General features: G+C 38.3%; 8 protein-coding genes and 1 pseudogene. 5 read left to right on the plus strand and 4 right to left on the minus strand.

The features are described from left to right. Nucleotides 1-41 precede the first annotated feature (41 nt). Both rnk and glyA read right to left on the minus strand, forming a co-directional pair. Nucleotides 42-446, minus strand: coding sequence for a nucleoside diphosphate kinase regulator (gene rnk, locus A6M14_RS11485; RefSeq protein ID WP_152875160.1), 405 nt, complete (start codon nucleotides 444-446; stop codon nucleotides 42-44). 162 nt (nucleotides 447-608) lie between these two features. Beyond that, on the minus strand, nucleotides 609-1,862 hold the full coding sequence (gene glyA, locus A6M14_RS11490) for a serine hydroxymethyltransferase (RefSeq protein WP_152875162.1): 1,254 nt from the start codon (nucleotides 1,860-1,862) through the stop codon (nucleotides 609-611). A 385-nt stretch (nucleotides 1,863-2,247) separates the two neighbouring features. Here glyA and A6M14_RS11495 point away from each other — a divergent pair, with 385 nt between their 5' ends. The 3 genes from A6M14_RS11495 to A6M14_RS11505 all read left to right on the plus strand — a co-directional run bounded on the left by A6M14_RS11495 (nucleotide 2,248) and on the right by A6M14_RS11505 (nucleotide 4,664). Then, on the plus strand, nucleotides 2,248-2,688 hold the full coding sequence (locus A6M14_RS11495) for a hypothetical protein (RefSeq protein WP_152875163.1): 441 nt from the start codon (nucleotides 2,248-2,250) through the stop codon (nucleotides 2,686-2,688). A gap of 90 nt (nucleotides 2,689-2,778) precedes the next feature. Beyond that, nucleotides 2,779-3,477, plus strand: coding sequence for a putative quorum-sensing-regulated virulence factor (locus A6M14_RS11500; RefSeq protein WP_152875165.1), 699 nt, complete (start codon nucleotides 2,779-2,781; stop codon nucleotides 3,475-3,477). Nucleotides 3,478-4,124: 647 nt separating this feature from the next. Further along, a complete protein-coding gene (locus A6M14_RS11505; protein ID WP_152875166.1) occupies nucleotides 4,125-4,664 on the plus strand; it encodes a serine O-acetyltransferase in 540 nt (179 codons plus the stop codon). Nucleotides 4,665-4,719: 55 nt separating this feature from the next. On the opposite strand, the gene A6M14_RS11510 is transcribed toward A6M14_RS11505, so the two are convergent. Then, nucleotides 4,720-5,364, minus strand: a complete 645-nt coding sequence (locus A6M14_RS11510; RefSeq protein ID WP_152875168.1) for an outer membrane beta-barrel protein — start codon at nucleotides 5,362-5,364, stop codon at nucleotides 4,720-4,722. Between the two features lie 410 nt (nucleotides 5,365-5,774). Next, nucleotides 5,775-16,697 (minus strand): ESPR-type extended signal peptide-containing protein, encoded by a 10,923-nt coding sequence (locus tag A6M14_RS11515; protein ID WP_152875170.1) that lies wholly within the window; start codon nucleotides 16,695-16,697, stop codon nucleotides 5,775-5,777. 520 nt (nucleotides 16,698-17,217) lie between these two features. Here A6M14_RS11515 and A6M14_RS11520 point away from each other — a divergent pair. Together A6M14_RS11520 and A6M14_RS14285 are read left to right on the plus strand one after the other, a co-directional pair. Continuing rightward, a complete protein-coding gene (locus tag A6M14_RS11520) occupies nucleotides 17,218-17,892 on the plus strand; it encodes a response regulator transcription factor (protein ID WP_152875172.1) in 675 nt (224 codons plus the stop codon). Continuing rightward, nucleotides 17,802-18,555: pseudogene (locus tag A6M14_RS14285) on the plus strand (hypothetical protein); the annotation flags it as partial. The gene A6M14_RS11520 and the pseudogene A6M14_RS14285, both read left to right, overlap by 91 nt.

Below are 18,555 nucleotides of genomic sequence, written 5' to 3' on the forward strand. Positions count from 1 at the left end.
CCATGATCTTTCATGGCTTAATCACATATCCGAAAAGCAGATTATAAATAATCACCTTCACGCTCAGGTTGATAAAGAATTTTTTCAATTTTTACTTTCATAATGTGACCATCTGGTTGAGGCCATTCTATTTCTTGACCTTCCGATAATCCTAAAATTGCAGCACCTACAGGTGCAATAACATTCAACTGACCTTTTTCACCGTTAAAGTCATGTGGGTAAACCAAAGTAACTTCGGTTGCTTCTGTTGATGCTGCAAGCGTAATCAAAACCTTAGCATTCATACTCACCACATTGGCAGGTACATCTTTTGGTGCAACAACTTCAGCACGTGCTAATTCATCTTCTAGATGTTTCATGGTTGGCGTTAGTTCATTTTGATGTTCCAACATGGTTTCTAAACGATGTAAATCTTGTTCTGAAAGAATAATATTGGGTTTTGACATTGAATATGTTCCTATAATTTTATAAAGCTAAATTCATAACAGCCAATAAATTTATTGTTATCTCTCATTCTTTTATATCAGAAATAACAAAGATGAGTTAACTTTTCATTTTTTAATAGCAATAAAAAAAGCCCCCTTGAGGGGGCTTTTCTCAAGTAGAAATTAGTTAGCGTAAACTGGGAATTTAGCGCAAACAGTTTCAACTTTCGCTTTAACAGCGTTAATTACAGCTTCATCGCCTTTCGCATCTAAGATGTCAGCGATCCAACCTGCAAGGTCACGTACTTCTGCTTCACCAAAACCACGAGTTGTCACAGCAGGTGTACCAATACGGATACCTGAAGTCACAAACGGAGAACGTGGATCGTTTGGTACAGAGTTTTTGTTCACAGTGATGTGAGCAGCACCTAACCAAGCATCAGCTTCTTTACCTGTAATGTCTTGTTTAATTAAAGACAATAAGAATAAATGGTTTTTCGTACCACCAGAAACAACTTCATAACCACGTGCAATTAATACTTCAGCCATCGCTTGAGCATTAATAACAACTTGTTGTTGGTAAGCTTTATATTCAGGTGCCATTGCTTCTTTGAAGCAAATTGCTTTAGCAGCAACAGCGTGTACTAATGGACCGCCTTGGTTACCTGGGAATACAGCAGACTGTAATTTTTTCTCGATTTCTTCGTTTGCTTTCGCAAGGATTAAACCAGAACGTGGACCACGAAGCGTTTTATGCGTTGTCGTTGTCGTTACGTCAGCAATTTGAACTGGGCTTGGGTAAACGCCAGCAGCAACTAGACCAGCTACGTGAGCCATATCTACAAATAGGTAAGCGCCAACTTTGTCCGCGATATCACGGAAACGTTGCCAATCAACAATTTGGCTGTACGCAGAGAAACCTGCAACAATCATACGTGGCTTGTGTTCTACAGCTAAACGTTCAACTTCTTCATAATCGATTTCACCTGTTTCTGGGTTTAAACCGTATTGAATTGCGTTGTAAGTTTTACCAGAGAAGCTTACTTTTGCACCGTGAGTCAAGTGACCACCGTGAGCAAGGCTCATACCCAAAACTGTGTCGCCTGGGTTAAGAAGCGCTAAGTAAACTGCCGAGTTCGCTTGTGAACCTGCATGTGGTTGAACGTTAGCGTAATCTGCACCAAAGAGTTCTTTAGCACGGTCAATTGCCAATTGTTCGATAACGTCTACGTATTCACAACCGCCATAGTAGCGTTTGCCTGGGTAGCCTTCTGCGTATTTGTTTGTAAGTTTTGATCCTTGAGCTTCCATTACTGCTGGTGAGCAATAGTTTTCTGAAGCAATTAACTCGATGTGCGCTTCTTGGCGAGCATCTTCTTGAGTAATAGCTTTCGCGATTTCTGGATCAAATTCAGCAACTGAGATATTGGCAAACATTAGCGAGGTCCTATTAAATTAGGGCTTTTAAGCCGTGCTAAGATTGGCGCATAGTGTAGCATGAAGTTTATAAATTTTGAGAATGAACTTTGCTCACTTTTACATAAAATTTACGTATGTTTTCAAAAAAAATCTCATTTTAAGTAAAAACAACTTATTGAAATGATATTGAAGTTTTGAAATATTGATTTAAATCATCAAAATATAATTTTGCAAAAAAACATAATGATGAGCAATCACCCAAACGGCTTTATTCTGTTTAGATATTTATTAAACAAATTCAATTTTAAGACAAAAATTCTAGTTTAGACCAAAGATTCAAACATAAAATTGAAGTCATTGTTTTCATAAGCTATATTCTAATTTTTACTTTGATTAAAAAATCATGTATGCGCTTATTCTGTTAATACTCGGTTTTATATTGGGCTTTTTCACAAGAGGCTTAATCAGCAAACCTACCTATCAGCAAAAGAAGCGCTCATATTATCGCCCACTAACTCATCAACAAAAATTACAACTCAAAAGCTTTCACCAAACAGATAGCGATAGAATTCGTGAATTAAATTTACTCAGCACCAATGAAAGTTCATTCCTAAGATTACTTAAACAAACTTTTATAGATTTTGATGTCGCGATTAAACAAAAAAGATTCATTATTTTAGACAAAGACAAAATGCCATGTGCCATTTTTGAATATAGAGATGGTACTCAAGCCATTAAATTGGTCGATAAAGAAGATGGTATTCCGCTACATCTATATAAAGGTTTAATCTCTAGTTCAGAATTAAAAATAGACTATCAAAACATTATTTCAGCATATAAATAAAAAATCGTTTCAATGTTCCCTCATTCAATTGTCACTGAACAAACGATAATGTTAAATTCAACAGAATTACTAATTCTTTTGGAATGCGATATGCAAGCCATTATCCTCGATACAGAAACACACACATTAAATGGTCAACCCATTGAAATTGCATACGCACCTATTCAAATAGAAGATGGTAAACTGACTTTAGATAAATCTAAACTTTTTGATCAGTTGTATTCTGTAGATGAACCAATTTCATTTGCGGCAATGGCAGTTCATCATATTTTAGAATCTGACTTAGTCAATCAGCCACATTACACCACGTTTAAACTACCTGCCGACACCACTTACATTATTGGTCACAATATTGATTACGATATTCGTGCCTTAGAAAAATGTGGTGTCGATAGTTCAAATATTAAAGCCATTTGCACACTTGCTTTAGCTCGAAAAGTTTGGCCCGATGCTGAAGCTCATAATATTTCTGCACTTATTTATATGATTACCAAAGGTAGTGAAAAAGCCCGCGATATGATTAAAAAAGCGCATCGTGCAGATATGGATATTATTTTAACTGCGAATATTTTGATGCATGTTGTTCATCAATTAAAAATTAACAGCATGGAAGAATTATTTGAAATTTCTGAAGATGCTCGTATTCCACGTACCATCAATTTTGGTAAGCATCGTGGAACGCAAATTTCAGATTTACCTGCCGATTATATTCAATGGCTTATGCGTCAAGATGACCTAGATCCTTATCTTCGTAAAGCTTTAGAAAATAAAACCATTTCAACACCTTAATAGATTTACATCTATTTAAAGACCGTTATTACTTACAAGAGAATTTTTCATTTAAAGTAAATAAACGGTTCTCTTGTAAAAATTGCTAACAAATAATTTAGAGCTTTTATATTTAAGCCGATTCATAATGATAATTAAAATAATAGAAGTAGATCCTCCTCCAGTCTACTTCTATATTTTTATGTGTTTAACAATAAAATTCATGCATACATTCATCATCTACCTAATTTTAAAGCTAACCTCTGTTGTACTTCATGTGAAAATCTCAAAAATAAAAAAAGCTCGCATTTCTGCGAGCTTTAGGTTGGAAGGCTAGTGCTAATTTCTTGTTTAAATTAATTAAACGCAATGAGCTGTCAATGATCCGTCCAACTTCTTTGTAGCGTCTATACACGACCTACTGTAAATTCAATATAAAACCTGATGCTTAAATCGACAAGTCTTCAACACATTTCTAAACATCATCCCTCATAGAATCATCTTGAGTTTTTCTAGAAAAAGTTCAGAATATTACGTGGAATATTTATACAAATTTAAATTTCTTTATATTTTAAGTACTTTGTTTTTAATTCTATCTGTATTTGTTCTAAAATTGGCAAACTTTCCATAGGTATTCAAAAAGTACCTGCCCTTTTTCGGAAAACTTAATGATCTTCCAATATATTCTTAGTGATCTTTATAGATACTGCGGTAACACATCACTTCAATCTTTTATTAAAAATTACTTCTTTAATCGAGGTTTTAATTTCAGTTTTTGGTTGCGTATTGCGAGTTCTAAATCGTGGATGGGGAAATTAGCTTATCCAATTTTTTATTATAAAAAGAAAAAATACGGTATTGATATTCATTGCTCAACTCAAATTGGCTATGGCTTATATATTGGTCATGGTGGCCCTTTGGTCGTGAATCCAACAACTATTATTGGTAACAATGTGAACTTATCTCAATTCACAACCATTGGTGCAAATGGTGGAAAACAAGCCGCTGTAATTGGCGATAATGTTTATATTGGTCCAAATGTTTGTATTATTGATCATGTGAATATTGGTAATAATGCAACCATTGGTGCTGGCAGCGTTGTGACCAAAGATATTCCTGAAAATGCAACTGCTGTTGGAAATTATGCAAAAGTCATTAATTACAATAATGCAGGCGAATCTGTAAATAGACGTTGGACTATTCAATAATATTTCCAAATAAAAAAAACCGCCTAATTGGCGGTTTTTTTATTAAAGCAATAAATTAGAATGCTACACGAACACCAAAACCATAAGATACGCCATTGATATCAGCAGAACCTTCTTTTCCATCAACTAATTTCACACCATTTTCATAATATTCAACATCACGGTTATAGAACCATTTATAGCCAAGCGAAGCATATGCGCCTATATTATTTGTAAACATATAACCAGCTTCAACACTTACAGGAATAAATAAGTAATCTGCATCAAACTTATAGCTCACTGCATTATCAACACCAGATTCTTTTATATTTGCATAACCTAGACCGGCTGCACCTAAAACATATACATTATTTTGGTTATAAAATTTGTATTGAGCACCTGCAGAATATTGATCTGTATCTACAGCACCATCATCTTGGTTTTCATATTTAGCCCAAATACCAAAATCATTGAAGTCATATGCACCTGCAACTTCAAAACCATTTAGACGTGCTTTGCCTAAATTTGAAGAATCAAGTTTAGTTCCTGCATAACCTAGTTTTACCGAAAACTTGTTTTCATCTACTTGAGATTGGCTAGATACATAATTTGGAGAAGTACCTAAAGTCGCAGGTGTGCTGCTTTGAATGATTAATGGCTTGTCTGCAAATGCTGTTGCTGAAACCAAACCTACTACCCCAGCTAAAACTAACTTTTTCATATAATTACCAAATATTATTAAACAAAAAAAAGAGCTATCAAGATACAGTAAATACTTATAAAATATACAGTTAATTATACCAAAGTTTAAATATTTCATACCCAATCTAAAATATTAGTTTAATCATAATATTTCATTGACCACCTAATCTAGTAATACAGAAAAATTACGTCCACTCTCAGCCCATTGAATAAGCATTTGTGTTGAATGTGCAGTGCCGAATTTATTTAGGTTGGATATTTGCAATGCCACATTCAGGCAAAGGTCGCTCGGCATACAGCAATTCAATATTTTGTTAATTTCATTCATCAATAGTAACTATGGGGAACTTTACTCATATTTAGCTTGGTTTTATTCAACATAAAAAAACCAGCCGAAGCTGGTTTTTCAATATGCTTAAATCAAAAAATTTACCATGTGTATTCAAGACCAAAATTCACATGATCTGTTTTTGAGCTTGATGAAGAGAACTTGCCATTGTATTGACCAAACAGCGATACATTGGCTTTTGTATTCATCTTAAAGCCTAAGTTCACATCTACACTTGTTTTTTGTGGCTCACCACCATTTATCGTAAATAAGTAACCTGGTGCAGAAACAAAACTTGCTTCAACTTCACGATCTGTCGATAAATCATGATTTAGACTGAAACGTGCATACGGTTGTAATACCCCCATATTCAATTCGTAATTCTTATCGAACTGAACACCTACAAATAATGGAGCAGAATAGTTACGGTTACGTTCATATTTCAAACCAATATCAGTACTCGCACCTGTTGTTTCTTTTTCTGTTGTTCCATCGTATTGCGTCATAGCAAATTGTGCACCCACAAATGGTGTCACATTAATACCATCTACAAGGTATTTGTAACCAGCCTCTAAACGCGTCGTCAGCATTCCACCTTTGAAATCTACTTCCACTCTATTTTGAATGTCTGCTACAGGAGGAGTTGCTTGATCATTCCCTTTTAGATAAATGTCACGCGTTGTGGTTGCTTTTAACCAGTCATATCCCAACATACCTTTAACGTAGTATTGTTCAAAGTCTTTAATACCAAAGAACGTTACACCCGTACTATCTACCGTACCCGTTGATGCTCGATCTTTAATTTCATAACGTGCTTTACCATCAACAAATGCCGCACCAATTAAAGTGCTTGGATCTATTTCATAGTCTAATGCGACCATTAAACGATTTGAATTTGAGGTTACATCTGCAATTCCATCTCTTGATTTCCCACTCAGTGTTTGGTGCCCATCATTACCAGCTACCCATAAACGCCATTTGTTGCTATCTTGGCAATTTTTCACATCTGCACGAGATGAACCTAAAGCATCTTCACTAGAACAAGTTAATGCCACTGAACTATTGGTTTTCACTAAGTTAGACTTAGAACGCCAAAAATCCATTTGAGTTGAAATATCATTGACAGAATCATTTGCTAATGTAAATGCTGATTGATGGATTGCAGCAGAACCTTCACCAGATATTGCATTATAATTAGCTTGTAGTGTTTCTAAATCTGGGCTGTAGTAAATCACATTAGCAATGCTTTCAAATGCAGGTGTATTTTGCACCGTTTGAATTCTATTAATAACATCGCCCATACGAACACCATTCGGTGTTAAACCATCTTGAATGTAATTATAGTTAGATAGTAGCGACATGCCACCATTACCATTATTCTGCAAGTTGTAGCGAGAAATTGCAGATGGTAAGAACACCAATTGCAAGCTATTTGATAGATTCAATTCATTAGCATTAATGAAACCCAGATTAAAATCACCTGGTGTAACCAAACCAGAATTCATCACATTAATCGCAATTGTTCCGTCCAAATTCACTGAACCAGACACATCCATCGTATCGTATGTTCCAATAGTTGAATTTGTACTCGACATCGTCATCATACGACCTAAATCGCCAGCATTACCGCTATTACGATCTGCATTATAATCAAGATAGAATACCCCTGAAGATAACTGCGTAAAATCACCAACCACATGGGTTGAACTGATTTCATCCACCCCTCCAATTGACCAGTTTGCATCATTAATAACTTGACCAACTTGTGGTGTAGTATTTCTAAACATTATACGTGACGTTGGATTTGGTTCATTTGAAAACTGCATAAGTTGTCCAGTAAGCACCCAACCATTATTTTGATTGATCAACGTACTCGAACCATCAGGTAAATAGATGCTTCCTGTAATAAAACCACCATCATTGGTAATGGTATTGCTACTGTTATCACCAATAATTGCAAATGAATCTGAATAGCCTACTCGCTCTAAACGAATATCATCATTTACATAATGGCTGTTAATTGTTCCTGTACCTGTCAGATAACCTTTATTAAGAACTGTATTGTCTTTACCATCATATAATGCCAAGGCAGCACCATTACCACTACCACCAATAATGACAGTATCTTTCGCAATATCTATTTCAATATTACCATTTTGACTACCAGCACTTTGAGCTAAGACGCCTATTGAGCCTTCACCCGATGTAATGATACGACCATCAAGTGCTATAGAAACATTTCCTGCTTCACCTTGACCGCCCACTGTACCCGAGAAAAAGCCACTAATATTGCCATCACTATCTATTAAGTTCGCATAACCACCACCGCCAGCAAGCGATTGCGCAATAATACCGTGAGCATAATTACCCGCTGTATAAATAGAGGCTACTTTTTTAATTGGCGTAATTGCAACAGAGTCATCATTGGAATCATCATCTGGATCGTTGTTTGGTTGAGTTTGCCGAGATAGTGCCACTACTGGCATTGGGCCAAGCTTGATAATCACATCACCAGCATCGCCTTTCGCAGTATTACTTACATTATTATTTGGAGAGTTGTCTTGATCCACACCAGCAGCATAACCTCCACCTCCGCCAATCGATTGCGCAACGATTGCGACTGCACCATCACCTTCAGTGGTTATAAATCCTGTGCTAATTGCTTCAACATCATTCGCTTGTCCAGCATCATTTATGCTTGCATCAACCACATTACCAAATTCGAGATAATGACTTAAACCTATAATACCGCCACCGCCAGTAATAGATTGCGCAACAATAGCAGATGATAATTTGCCCGCTGTATACAAAATATTGTCATTGTTTACTTTGACTTTACCGCTCTGGCCTGAAGCACCTTCCCCACCTAAAACAGCATATGATGAAATATTATCTAAACCGCTAGTTAGGCCACCACCGCCAGAAATTGATTGTGCAACAATGGCAGAAGAATGCTCCCCCTCTGTAAGTAATATTCCACTATTAGATGCAGTAATTAAGTCTGAATCACCTGCACCACCATTATAAGCACCTGACACTAACAATCCTTTTGCACTGCCCGTTGTACCACCACCACCTGCGATAGACTGAGCAACCATTGCTTCAGAACCATTTCCAGAGGTACGGATAATACTGTTAGCAGCATTCGTTAGTACGACTTTACCTGATGAACCACCATTTGAAGGCGAAGCTAAATTCTTATAATACAATTCTAAAGGTGTTGAAAGTACACCAATAATTGTATTTGCTGCACTACTCAAACCTGATGCTAATTTATTCGATAAATTATGCACACTGTAAATAGCACCATTACCTAAGCCCGCTGCTGCTGCACCTTGATCAAAGGTTGCTAAAACATTTTGAGTATTGTCATTAATAATATCTGATACATCAATACCATTAGCTTCTCCACCCATACCACCGCCACCAGCGATCGATTGAGCAACAATACCTTTCGATTGATGATCATTAGTCACGATATAGTCTGCAGTGTTATTGACTTTCACGTCGCCTGCATCACCTGCACCTGCTCCATTTCCACCAATAGCAACATATGCACTTTCAATGGTTGTAGTATTGGCTTCTTTAGTTACAACACCACCATCGCTAGAACCCCCCTTACCGCCACCACCTGAAATCGATTGTGCAACAATTGCAGATGCATTTCTTCCTTTGGTGAATAGATTACCGGCATTTTGTACATTTACATTGCCACTATCTGCACCATCTCCACCAAATCCACCAATAGCAACGGAAGCTGAAGCTCCACCACCTAAACCACCACCACCAGCAATAGACTGGGCTAGTATAGCTGTTGAATCAACTTTTGAAGTCGAAATTTGACCCGAGTTCTGTACGGTTACGACACCCGATTTACCACCTAAACTACCAAAGCCACCAATGCCTAATGTTCCAGATGCATGTCCACCAATACCACCACCACCACCTATCGATTGAGCGATAATACCTGCTGAGTTTGTACCTTTAGTTTTTAAATTTGCTTCATTGGTCACGAAAACTTCGCCACTTTCGCCAGCATTTGAACCAAAACCACCTAATGATAGTGTCCCTGTAGCATTACCACCTTTACCACCACCACCAGAAATCGATTGTGCAACAATCGCTGCGGAATCATTCGATTCAGTCTGAATTACAGCATTTTCTAAATTATTCACAGTAACCTTGTCACTATGACCACCATTCGCTGTAAATGTTGGAACACCAATTCGATTCAAAATATTTTCAAGTGCACCACCACCAATTGCGACAGTAGCTTGTTCTACACTTCCACCAATACCACCACCGCCACCAATAGACTGTGCCAAAATCCCTTCTGATCCATATCCTTTTGTGACTATGATGGCATCATTAATAACCTTAACTGTTCCACCATGACCTGCACTACTACCAGAACCACCAATACCTACCGTTGATTCACCAGTAACGTTACCTCCAGCACCACCACCACCACCAATTGATTGGGCAATAATGCCTCGTGAGCTTTCGCCTAAGGTCATTAAATCAATTTGGTTATTGATAGTGACAGCTTTAGCATCACCTCCAGCTCCAGCTCCAGCTCCACCACCTATTGCTAATTTTCCTGAAGCACTCCCGCCAATACCACCACCGCCACCAATAGACTGGGCAAAGATGGCATCTGAATATGCTCCTTTGGTGATAATGCTAAAAATTTCATCTGCTAATACGCTACGTCGAGTCGTAATTTCTACCGTGCCAGCATCACCTGCTGAGCCTGTTATCCCCGAGGTATCAACAGTTTCACCTAATAACCCAGCAATAGCACTCACACCTACTGCAATCTCTTGCTGTAAAGCACCACCACCAACACCAACCGTAGCACCGAATGCATTACCACCATTACCACCGCCACCACCAATCGATTGCGCTAAAATACCTTTTGCATTAAGACCTTCAGTGTAAATAGATGCCGAATTGGTAATTTTCACTTCATCTGCATTTGCAGCTGTTCCCTTATAGCCCCCCACAGCCAATGTCATTGAATGTGAATTAGATTCGCGACTATTGATATTGAAAGAACTTGCATCTACAAGTGCATTACCTCCATCTCCACCACCACCACCAATGGATTGCGCATAAATACCATTCGAACCATCCCCTTTGGTTCGTAACTCTGAAGAGTTCGTAACTTCTACTTTATTACCTATATTGGCATTACCACCAAAACCACCAACACTAAGTGAAATATTTGTATCAGACTCAGCATTAGGATCATCAATATCACAACCACTGTCGCATTGGAGAGAAAGTGCTTTAGTTGTTGAATTCCCACCGTTACCACCACCACCGCCTATCGACTGTGCTTGGATTGCACTCGAAAATTCACCTAAGGTGTAAATATACTCACCTGTACTTTCAACCTTCACAACTCCTGAATTATTTCCAGAACCACCAAATCCACCTACAGAGGCTGCTAATGTGGTTGCAGAACTTTCATTATTTAAGAAACCACCTGGATTAAATGTCCCTGAATAACTCGAACCACCATTACCACCACCACCACCAATCGATTGTGCCAATATGCCTTGGGAACCATATCCTTTGGTAAATAGGTTAGCTTGGTTTTTTACATCAACGAGTTTAGATAGGTTGCCTGTTCCACCAAAACCACCGACGCTTGCTGCTACATTAGTTGCCGAGTCTTTTGTGAATGCAGTCGCACTAATAGCAACCGATGAACCACCGTTACCACCACCGCCACCAATAGACTGTGCTTTGATTGCTTGCGCTTGGTCACCCAATGTATAAATATTTGATTTATTTAATACATTAACTTCACCAGCTTCATTTCCTCTACCACCAGATCCACCTAATGCAAATGCAACCGATGTTGTATCTAAAAGTGATCCTGTTAATGAAATAGCACTACCACCATTACCACCACCAATAGACTGTGCTGTTATACCTGTTGCAGAATCGCCAAATGTATATATTTCACCTTCGGCTTCACGTAAAACAGTCACTGTATTCGCCATTCCACCGACACCACCTTTTCCACCAATTGCAATACTCGCTTGCATTGATGAATCTCTACTTGCAGTAAGTGTTGCAGCAATACTCATACCACCATTACCGCCACCACCACCAATAGACTGTGCCAATACACCATGTGATGAATCACCAAATGTGATTAGTGTTCCTAAAGAATCAACATTCACGGTGCCTGCTGAGTTTCCTGAACCACCTTGACCACCTAAGCTTACATTGGCGCTGTATGCACCACCTTCAGCACCGGCACTCACAGTCAAGGTACCAGCTACAGCAGTACCTCCATTACCACCACCACCACCAATCGATTGCGCTAAAATTGCATTTGAATCTTGCCCTAATGTAGTGATGTTGTCAGAACTTTCGACTTTCACATTACTCGCCGATCCACCAGAACCACCAGAACCACCAATTGCAACCGCAGCTGTTACAGCATTATTAAGCGATCCAGCAATAGAAAAACTTCCAGCTAAACCACCATTACCACCACCACCACCAATCGATTGGGCATTAATACCGTTAGATGAGTCATTTTGAGTCAATATCGAAGATATATACTTTGCTGTTAAATCTTTTTCATGTTCCGCAATAGAAACGCTATTTTGAACATGTTTTATATTGTCTGAAATAACTGTAACGTCCGAAGCTTTATTCCCAGAACCTCCAGAACCACCGACACTTGCACTTAATGCTGCCGCTGTGTCTTTTGAAATGGCAATGCTACCCGCAACAGCTAAACCACCATTGCCACCATTACCACCAATCGATTGAGCATTGATACCATGTGATGACGTACCTACTGTCTGTATAAGTGCATTTATATTCTGGACAGTTACAGTGCCTGCAACTCCGCCAGTACCACCTTCTCCGCCAAGACCAACAGCAATACCTGCTGCCATATTGGCGCTACCCGCTGCAGCAGCGCCAACAGTTAGACCACCGACACCGCCATTACCACCTATTGACTGTGCACTAATACCATCGGAAAAATTACCTGTTGTTTTAATACTATTATTTGAATTATTTACCGTTACTTTATTTTTATATTCTGTTTGAGAAGCAATATCACCACCTTTACCACCTAAAGTTACAGTTGCTACAAGCGCCTTATCTCCAGATCCCGCAATAGAAGCACCTACGGAAATACCACCAGCACCACCATTACCATTGATAGACTGAGCTAAAATACCATGTGCAAAGTCACCTTGTGTTGTAATATCACCGAAATTATCTACCGTTACAGAATCTGCAACGTTTGCTGCACCACCATCCCCACCAACAGCGGAAGACAATGCAACAGCACCTGTCGCCCCGCCTGCAACACTTGCACCAATTGCTAAACCACCATTACCACCGTTACCACCAATGGACTGTGCAACAATACCTTTAGAATGATCACCCTGTGTAAATAAATCACCATAGTTTGTTACACTTACAGTATTTGCAATCGCACCTGCACCTGCTTGCCCACCTATAGCAATTGAAGCACTCACAGATACTGGGCCTGAAGAACCTGATGCAGCTGCTGCAACTGAAGTCCCACCATTCCCCCCTGAACCACCAATCGATTGTGCAACAATTGCTGACGAGCTTTGTCCTAGGGTCTGAATTTTGTGATCAGAAATTAAATTAACTTTCCCTGCAGTTCCTCCAGTACCACCTTTTCCACCAAATGCAAGACTCAGTGCGCCACCACCTGTAATATTACCATTTGCTGAAGCAGCAATTGATGTACCTCCATTCCCTCCAGAACCCCCTATAGATTGTGCAAGCACACCTGAAGAGTTATCTCCAATGGTAGTAATTAACTTCGGATTCACCAACTGAGCGATAGACTGATTAGTTGTTGTAATCAAACGCTTCTTATCTGCTTCGGATAAGTTATTACTTTCAGTTAATATCCTTGTATTTTCTTCAATTAGTGCTCGACTTTCATCTGATAACAATGTCACATCTACTGTACTAGATGAACCACCGCCCCCGCCTTTTCCACCTAATGCCAAAGAAGCTCCAGCAATACCAGAAGCAGATGCAGCTACACTAAAACCACCATTACCACCAGCCCCACCAATCGACTGAGCAATTACAGCTGTTGCATTATGACCTCGGGTTTCTAAATTTGCTTTTGAGTCGATGATGACATTCCCAGCGTTGCCACCAACACCACCAAGTGCCCCAGGCCCAAGTGCCAAACTAATACCACCAATACTGCCCGCTATTGAACCACCAGCATTACCACCCTCACCACCAATAGATTGACTCACAATTGCAGAAGAACCATCACCTTTTGTCAAAATGCCAGCAGTATTCGTAATCTTCGCTTCTTTACTTGTTCCACCTACAGCACCATTGCCACCTAATGCAAATGATGCACTCGTTGCTCCAGCACCTATAGCCACAGACAGTCCACCTGTACCACCACTACCGCCAATGGATTGCGCTAAGATACCTGTGGAATCTAGACCTTCTGTTGTAATAATTGCATCATTCTTTACTTCCACATTGCCTGATTTCGCACCGCTACCACCAGAACCACCTAAACCTATATTTATCGCAGTCCCTACAGATACACCCGCAGCAATTGCCATTCCACCATCACCACCAGCACCACCTATAGATTGAGCTGTAATACCCGTAGAACGGTCACCATGAGTAGAAATAATTGTATTCTTAGAGGTTGTCACATTTACTTTACTTGATTCAGCCCCTGTGCCACCGCTACCACCCAATGCAATTGAAGCGCCAACCCCAGTCACACCTATATTTGCAGAGATAGCTACACCACCATTACCACCTCCGCCACCAATCGATTGAGCTTTAATTGCTGAAGAGTTATTTCCCCAAGTTGTAAGTTCAGTTTTATGTTCAGTAGTCGCATTTTTACCAACTTCGACTTCAACGACTCCAGCTTTTCCACCGCCGGCACCACTACCACCGACTGCTAAGCTGAAACCAGCTCCCCCACTTATTGCTAGACTTCCGTTACCACCACCGCCACCAATTGATTGAGCTAAAATAGCTACGGAATTATCTGACAGAGTCTTATTGTTTTCTTTGCCTGTTGTAATGTTCGCATCATTTTCAACTTTAACCTTATCTGAATCATTCCCAGCCCCACCATCACCACCAATAGCTACACCAACTAAACCAGCACCAATAGTTAAACCACCATTACCACCACCACCACCAATTGATTGTGCAACAATGCCATGCCCATTTTTGCCTAAAGTTGTAATGTCACCAGAAGAAGTATTTCTAACCTCAACTTCTCCCGCTGTTCCACCACTTCCACCGCGTCCACCAATCCCAACTAAACCTGCACTTAAACCTGCATTACCACCACCACCACCAATCGATTGAGCTAAAATTCCGTAAGAGCTATCCCCTTTGATTTGTAATTTACCCTGATTTACAACAGTTACAGTACTACCATCTCCACCAGCTTTACCTGCTGCACCAAGGCTAACAGCACCAACCGTCGAACCACCATTACCACCACCACCACCAATCGATTGTGCTGTTATAGCGTACGAGTTATTACCTGTAATAATAATTTCAGCTTCAGAATTTACAGTTGATGTATTTGCATTTCCCCCCATACCACCATTACCACCAAGTGCAGCAAGTCCAATACTTGATCCACCATTACCACCAGCACCAGCAACTGACTGAGCCAAAATACCATTCGAGTTATGACCAACAATTTCAATACGTGTTGCATTGTCTGTTGTGACTGAAACAGCACCAGCTTGCCCTGCTGTATTGCCTCGTCCCCCACTAGAAACAATGCCACCAGCATTACCGCCATTACCGCCATTACCCGCCGCACTTATTGCGGCAATACCTGAAGAATTATTATCTTTAATATAAATATCTGTTGTTTTTACATCTGCATATGCATTTTTACCTAAACCACCACCACCACCGTTTCCACCACCAGCAGCAATCGTATATGAACCTCCACCTTTACCACCATTCCCACCTTGTGATAAAGCTAAAACACCAATGCTTCCTTTATTTTGAGTAGATTCAATATTAATTTTTAAATGATTAACTTGAATCTCTGCATCTGATGCATCTCCACCTTTACCACCTTTTTTTCCATCTCCACCTAAGTAATAACTACCACCACGTCCACCATCCCCCCCTTTACTAATTGAATAAACCGCTGCTTTATTAGCTGTGCTTGTTGTACTTGAATTAAAGGTTATTTCCTTACCATTACCATTAACAATCGTTGTAAATGGAGCACTTACACCATTACCCGTATCAACAGTAATGCTATCACCAGAAGCTGCATCTACATCATTTGAAAAATCACCCTGAATACTCCAACCATATTTATCAGATGAAATTATTACTGCAGCAGAACCTGAGTCAGGATTTGACTCAACGATATTTACAACAATACTTTCGCTTATCGCTGGATCACTATTCGCAGTAAAAACTCCATTCTCATATTTGCCATATTGTTTACTTACAGCCATAGTTTTCGAAGAGTCAAAAATATAAGATGTATCACCTGATGTATTAATAGGTGTAAATGTAACCTCATATGCATCTGTTGAGTTTGAAGCCTTATAAGTCACTTTTAAAATATTTGTATCTGGATCAAAGTCAGGTTTTTCAATATTATATTCAACCCCATTAATAGATTCACCCTTACCACCACCACCAGGTGGCACAAATAAAGCTCCATTACTACCATTACTACCATTTGAACCTGAAATAATAGCACCTACAGATTTATTATTAAGTACACCTGTATTAATCGAAATAGTACGAGTAAATCCATTTGAATTTGATTGACATGAAACACCATTACCATTTGTACAGTCGACTCCAGCATTTACAGAAAATAAACTTTGAACTGTCGCAATTAGAACCCCACCCATTACGAGCTTAGAGCTACGCTTTCCTTTACGTTTTACATTTTCAGCAACTGCAACCCAAGTCCCTAGAGTTTCACTCCAAATAATATGATAAATGTGATTCATGTCCTTACCTCAAGTAAGAGCGCTTGTCCCGTATCCAATAAAAAACTAGTAATATGTAAACAATTATTTATATTGAAAAATTTAACGAGATAGCAACGTATTCCTAATTAACTAAACCAATACTTTATCTACAAAAGCACATGGTTTTCCCTAGTTTGAATTACACTACAGACATATAAATTTACATATCACTACAATTTGGTATTTTTAATACCTAATCACATAATTTTTTAATTGGTTATTCACATTAAAATTCATAAATTTAATATTAAATACAACATCTTATATAAAATAAATTAAGTTTATTTTTGCAAATTAAAGTTTTTCAAATCTTTTTCTATTTCTTAAAAACTGTAACTATATGTTGAAATATCGTGTATAAACTCACAAATAGATCCTTATAAATATGATTTGTCTTTTTATAAGTAACTGAGCTACAGTGAAAAATAAAACACACTAATACTTAGTCTCTACTATCTGATTTTCTCTTAAATAAACTACAGGAAAAGGAATATATTTTATGGAACAACATGAAATGATCTTACCAACACCTGTCTTAGTCTTAGAAGATGATATTTCCATGCAACAACGCGCGGAAAATCTATTGATTGAATTGGGTTATAAAAAAAAGGACTTTATTTTCTCTCAGTCAATTCAAGATGCTAAATACCAAATTTCACAGCATCAAATTGGACTCGCCTTAATAGATTTGGGGTTACCAGATGGATCTGGTCTAGAAATTATTAGTCTACTCAACCAACTTAATCCTGATATTCCATCTTTAATTATATCAACATGCAATACTCAAGAAACGATTTTGCACGCAATCAAAAATGGTGCTACAGGCTATTTTTTAAAAGAGCGTGATGACTTTGAAATTTTACTCTCTATCCGTAGTGTAATTCGTGGTGGAGCACCAATAGATCCATTTATTGCTCAACGAATTTTAGAAAAAATTTCTTTTCAATCAATAGAAAAAGATACTAATACGGTTCAGAATGATTTACTCTCTAAAAGAGAAAAAGAAATTTTAAATTTAGTATCCTTGGGGATGAGTAATAGAGAAATTGCCGAATCGCTATTTCTCTCAAAATATACAATCGAATGCCATATAAAGAATATTTATCGAAAATTGTCTGTAAGCAACAGATCAAAAGCCATTCATACTGCACGCAATTTAGGCTTATTAGCTTAGTAATACTGTGTCTAATATCTTTTAGTTGCCAAATACATGCAAATACAAAAAATATTAAACAAATTTGCAAACCTCAAATCACCTCAGTTCAAACAGCTAAAGCGCTTCCACAAAATCAAGATATACGCCCTTCAACTGGATGGGTAAATGTACACAAATTTCCAGATTTCACAAAGTTTCATTGGCCAAATTATAAAGGTGATATTTGGTATCAAATACACTGGTCTGATCAATGTCCAGATGCAAAAGAACCTCTTGGTCTGGTTATTAGTCACATCAATATGGCTGGCAAAGTATATTTAAATAATGACTTACTTTGGCAAGATCAATCTTTAATTGAACCTTTATCTCGCAGTTGGAATGTACCTCGTATTTGGTCACTTCCTCGATCAGAAATACAACAGAAAAATAATACGCTTTGGATTTATGTTGCAAGCTCTCCTATTCAAGAAGCGAATCTAGGTCGAATTCATCTTGACACCTATAATCAAGTGTTACCTCTTTTTAATAAATATCAATTTAATCAACGGACATTAATTACTATTGGTTTTCTCATCAATATTATTGTCGGTATTTTTTACATTATGGTCTGGATTATTTACCGTAAAGAATCAGCATATTTATGGATTAGCATTAGCGTACTAGACTTCCGTCATAAATCAA

Origin of the sequence: Acinetobacter portensis (assembly GCF_009372215.1) — a bacterium.
Classification (GTDB): Bacteria; Pseudomonadota; Gammaproteobacteria; order Pseudomonadales; family Moraxellaceae; genus Acinetobacter; species Acinetobacter portensis.

Coding starts and splice junctions, on each gene's coding strand:
- A6M14_RS11515 (WP_152875170.1), bottom strand. CDS start 16,697: ATGAATCACATTTATCATATTATTTGGAGTGAAACTCTAGGGACTTGG.
- glyA (WP_152875162.1), bottom strand. CDS start 1,862: ATGTTTGCCAATATCTCAGTTGCTGAATTTGATCCAGAAATCGCGAAA.
- A6M14_RS11510 (WP_152875168.1), bottom strand. CDS start 5,364: ATGAAAAAGTTAGTTTTAGCTGGGGTAGTAGGTTTGGTTTCAGCAACA.
- A6M14_RS11520 (WP_152875172.1), top strand. CDS start 17,218: ATGGAACAACATGAAATGATCTTACCAACACCTGTCTTAGTCTTAGAA.
- rnk (WP_152875160.1), bottom strand. CDS start 446: ATGTCAAAACCCAATATTATTCTTTCAGAACAAGATTTACATCGTTTA.
- A6M14_RS11500 (WP_152875165.1), top strand. CDS start 2,779: ATGCAAGCCATTATCCTCGATACAGAAACACACACATTAAATGGTCAA.
- A6M14_RS11505 (WP_152875166.1), top strand. CDS start 4,125: ATGATCTTCCAATATATTCTTAGTGATCTTTATAGATACTGCGGTAAC.
- A6M14_RS11495 (WP_152875163.1), top strand. CDS start 2,248: ATGTATGCGCTTATTCTGTTAATACTCGGTTTTATATTGGGCTTTTTC.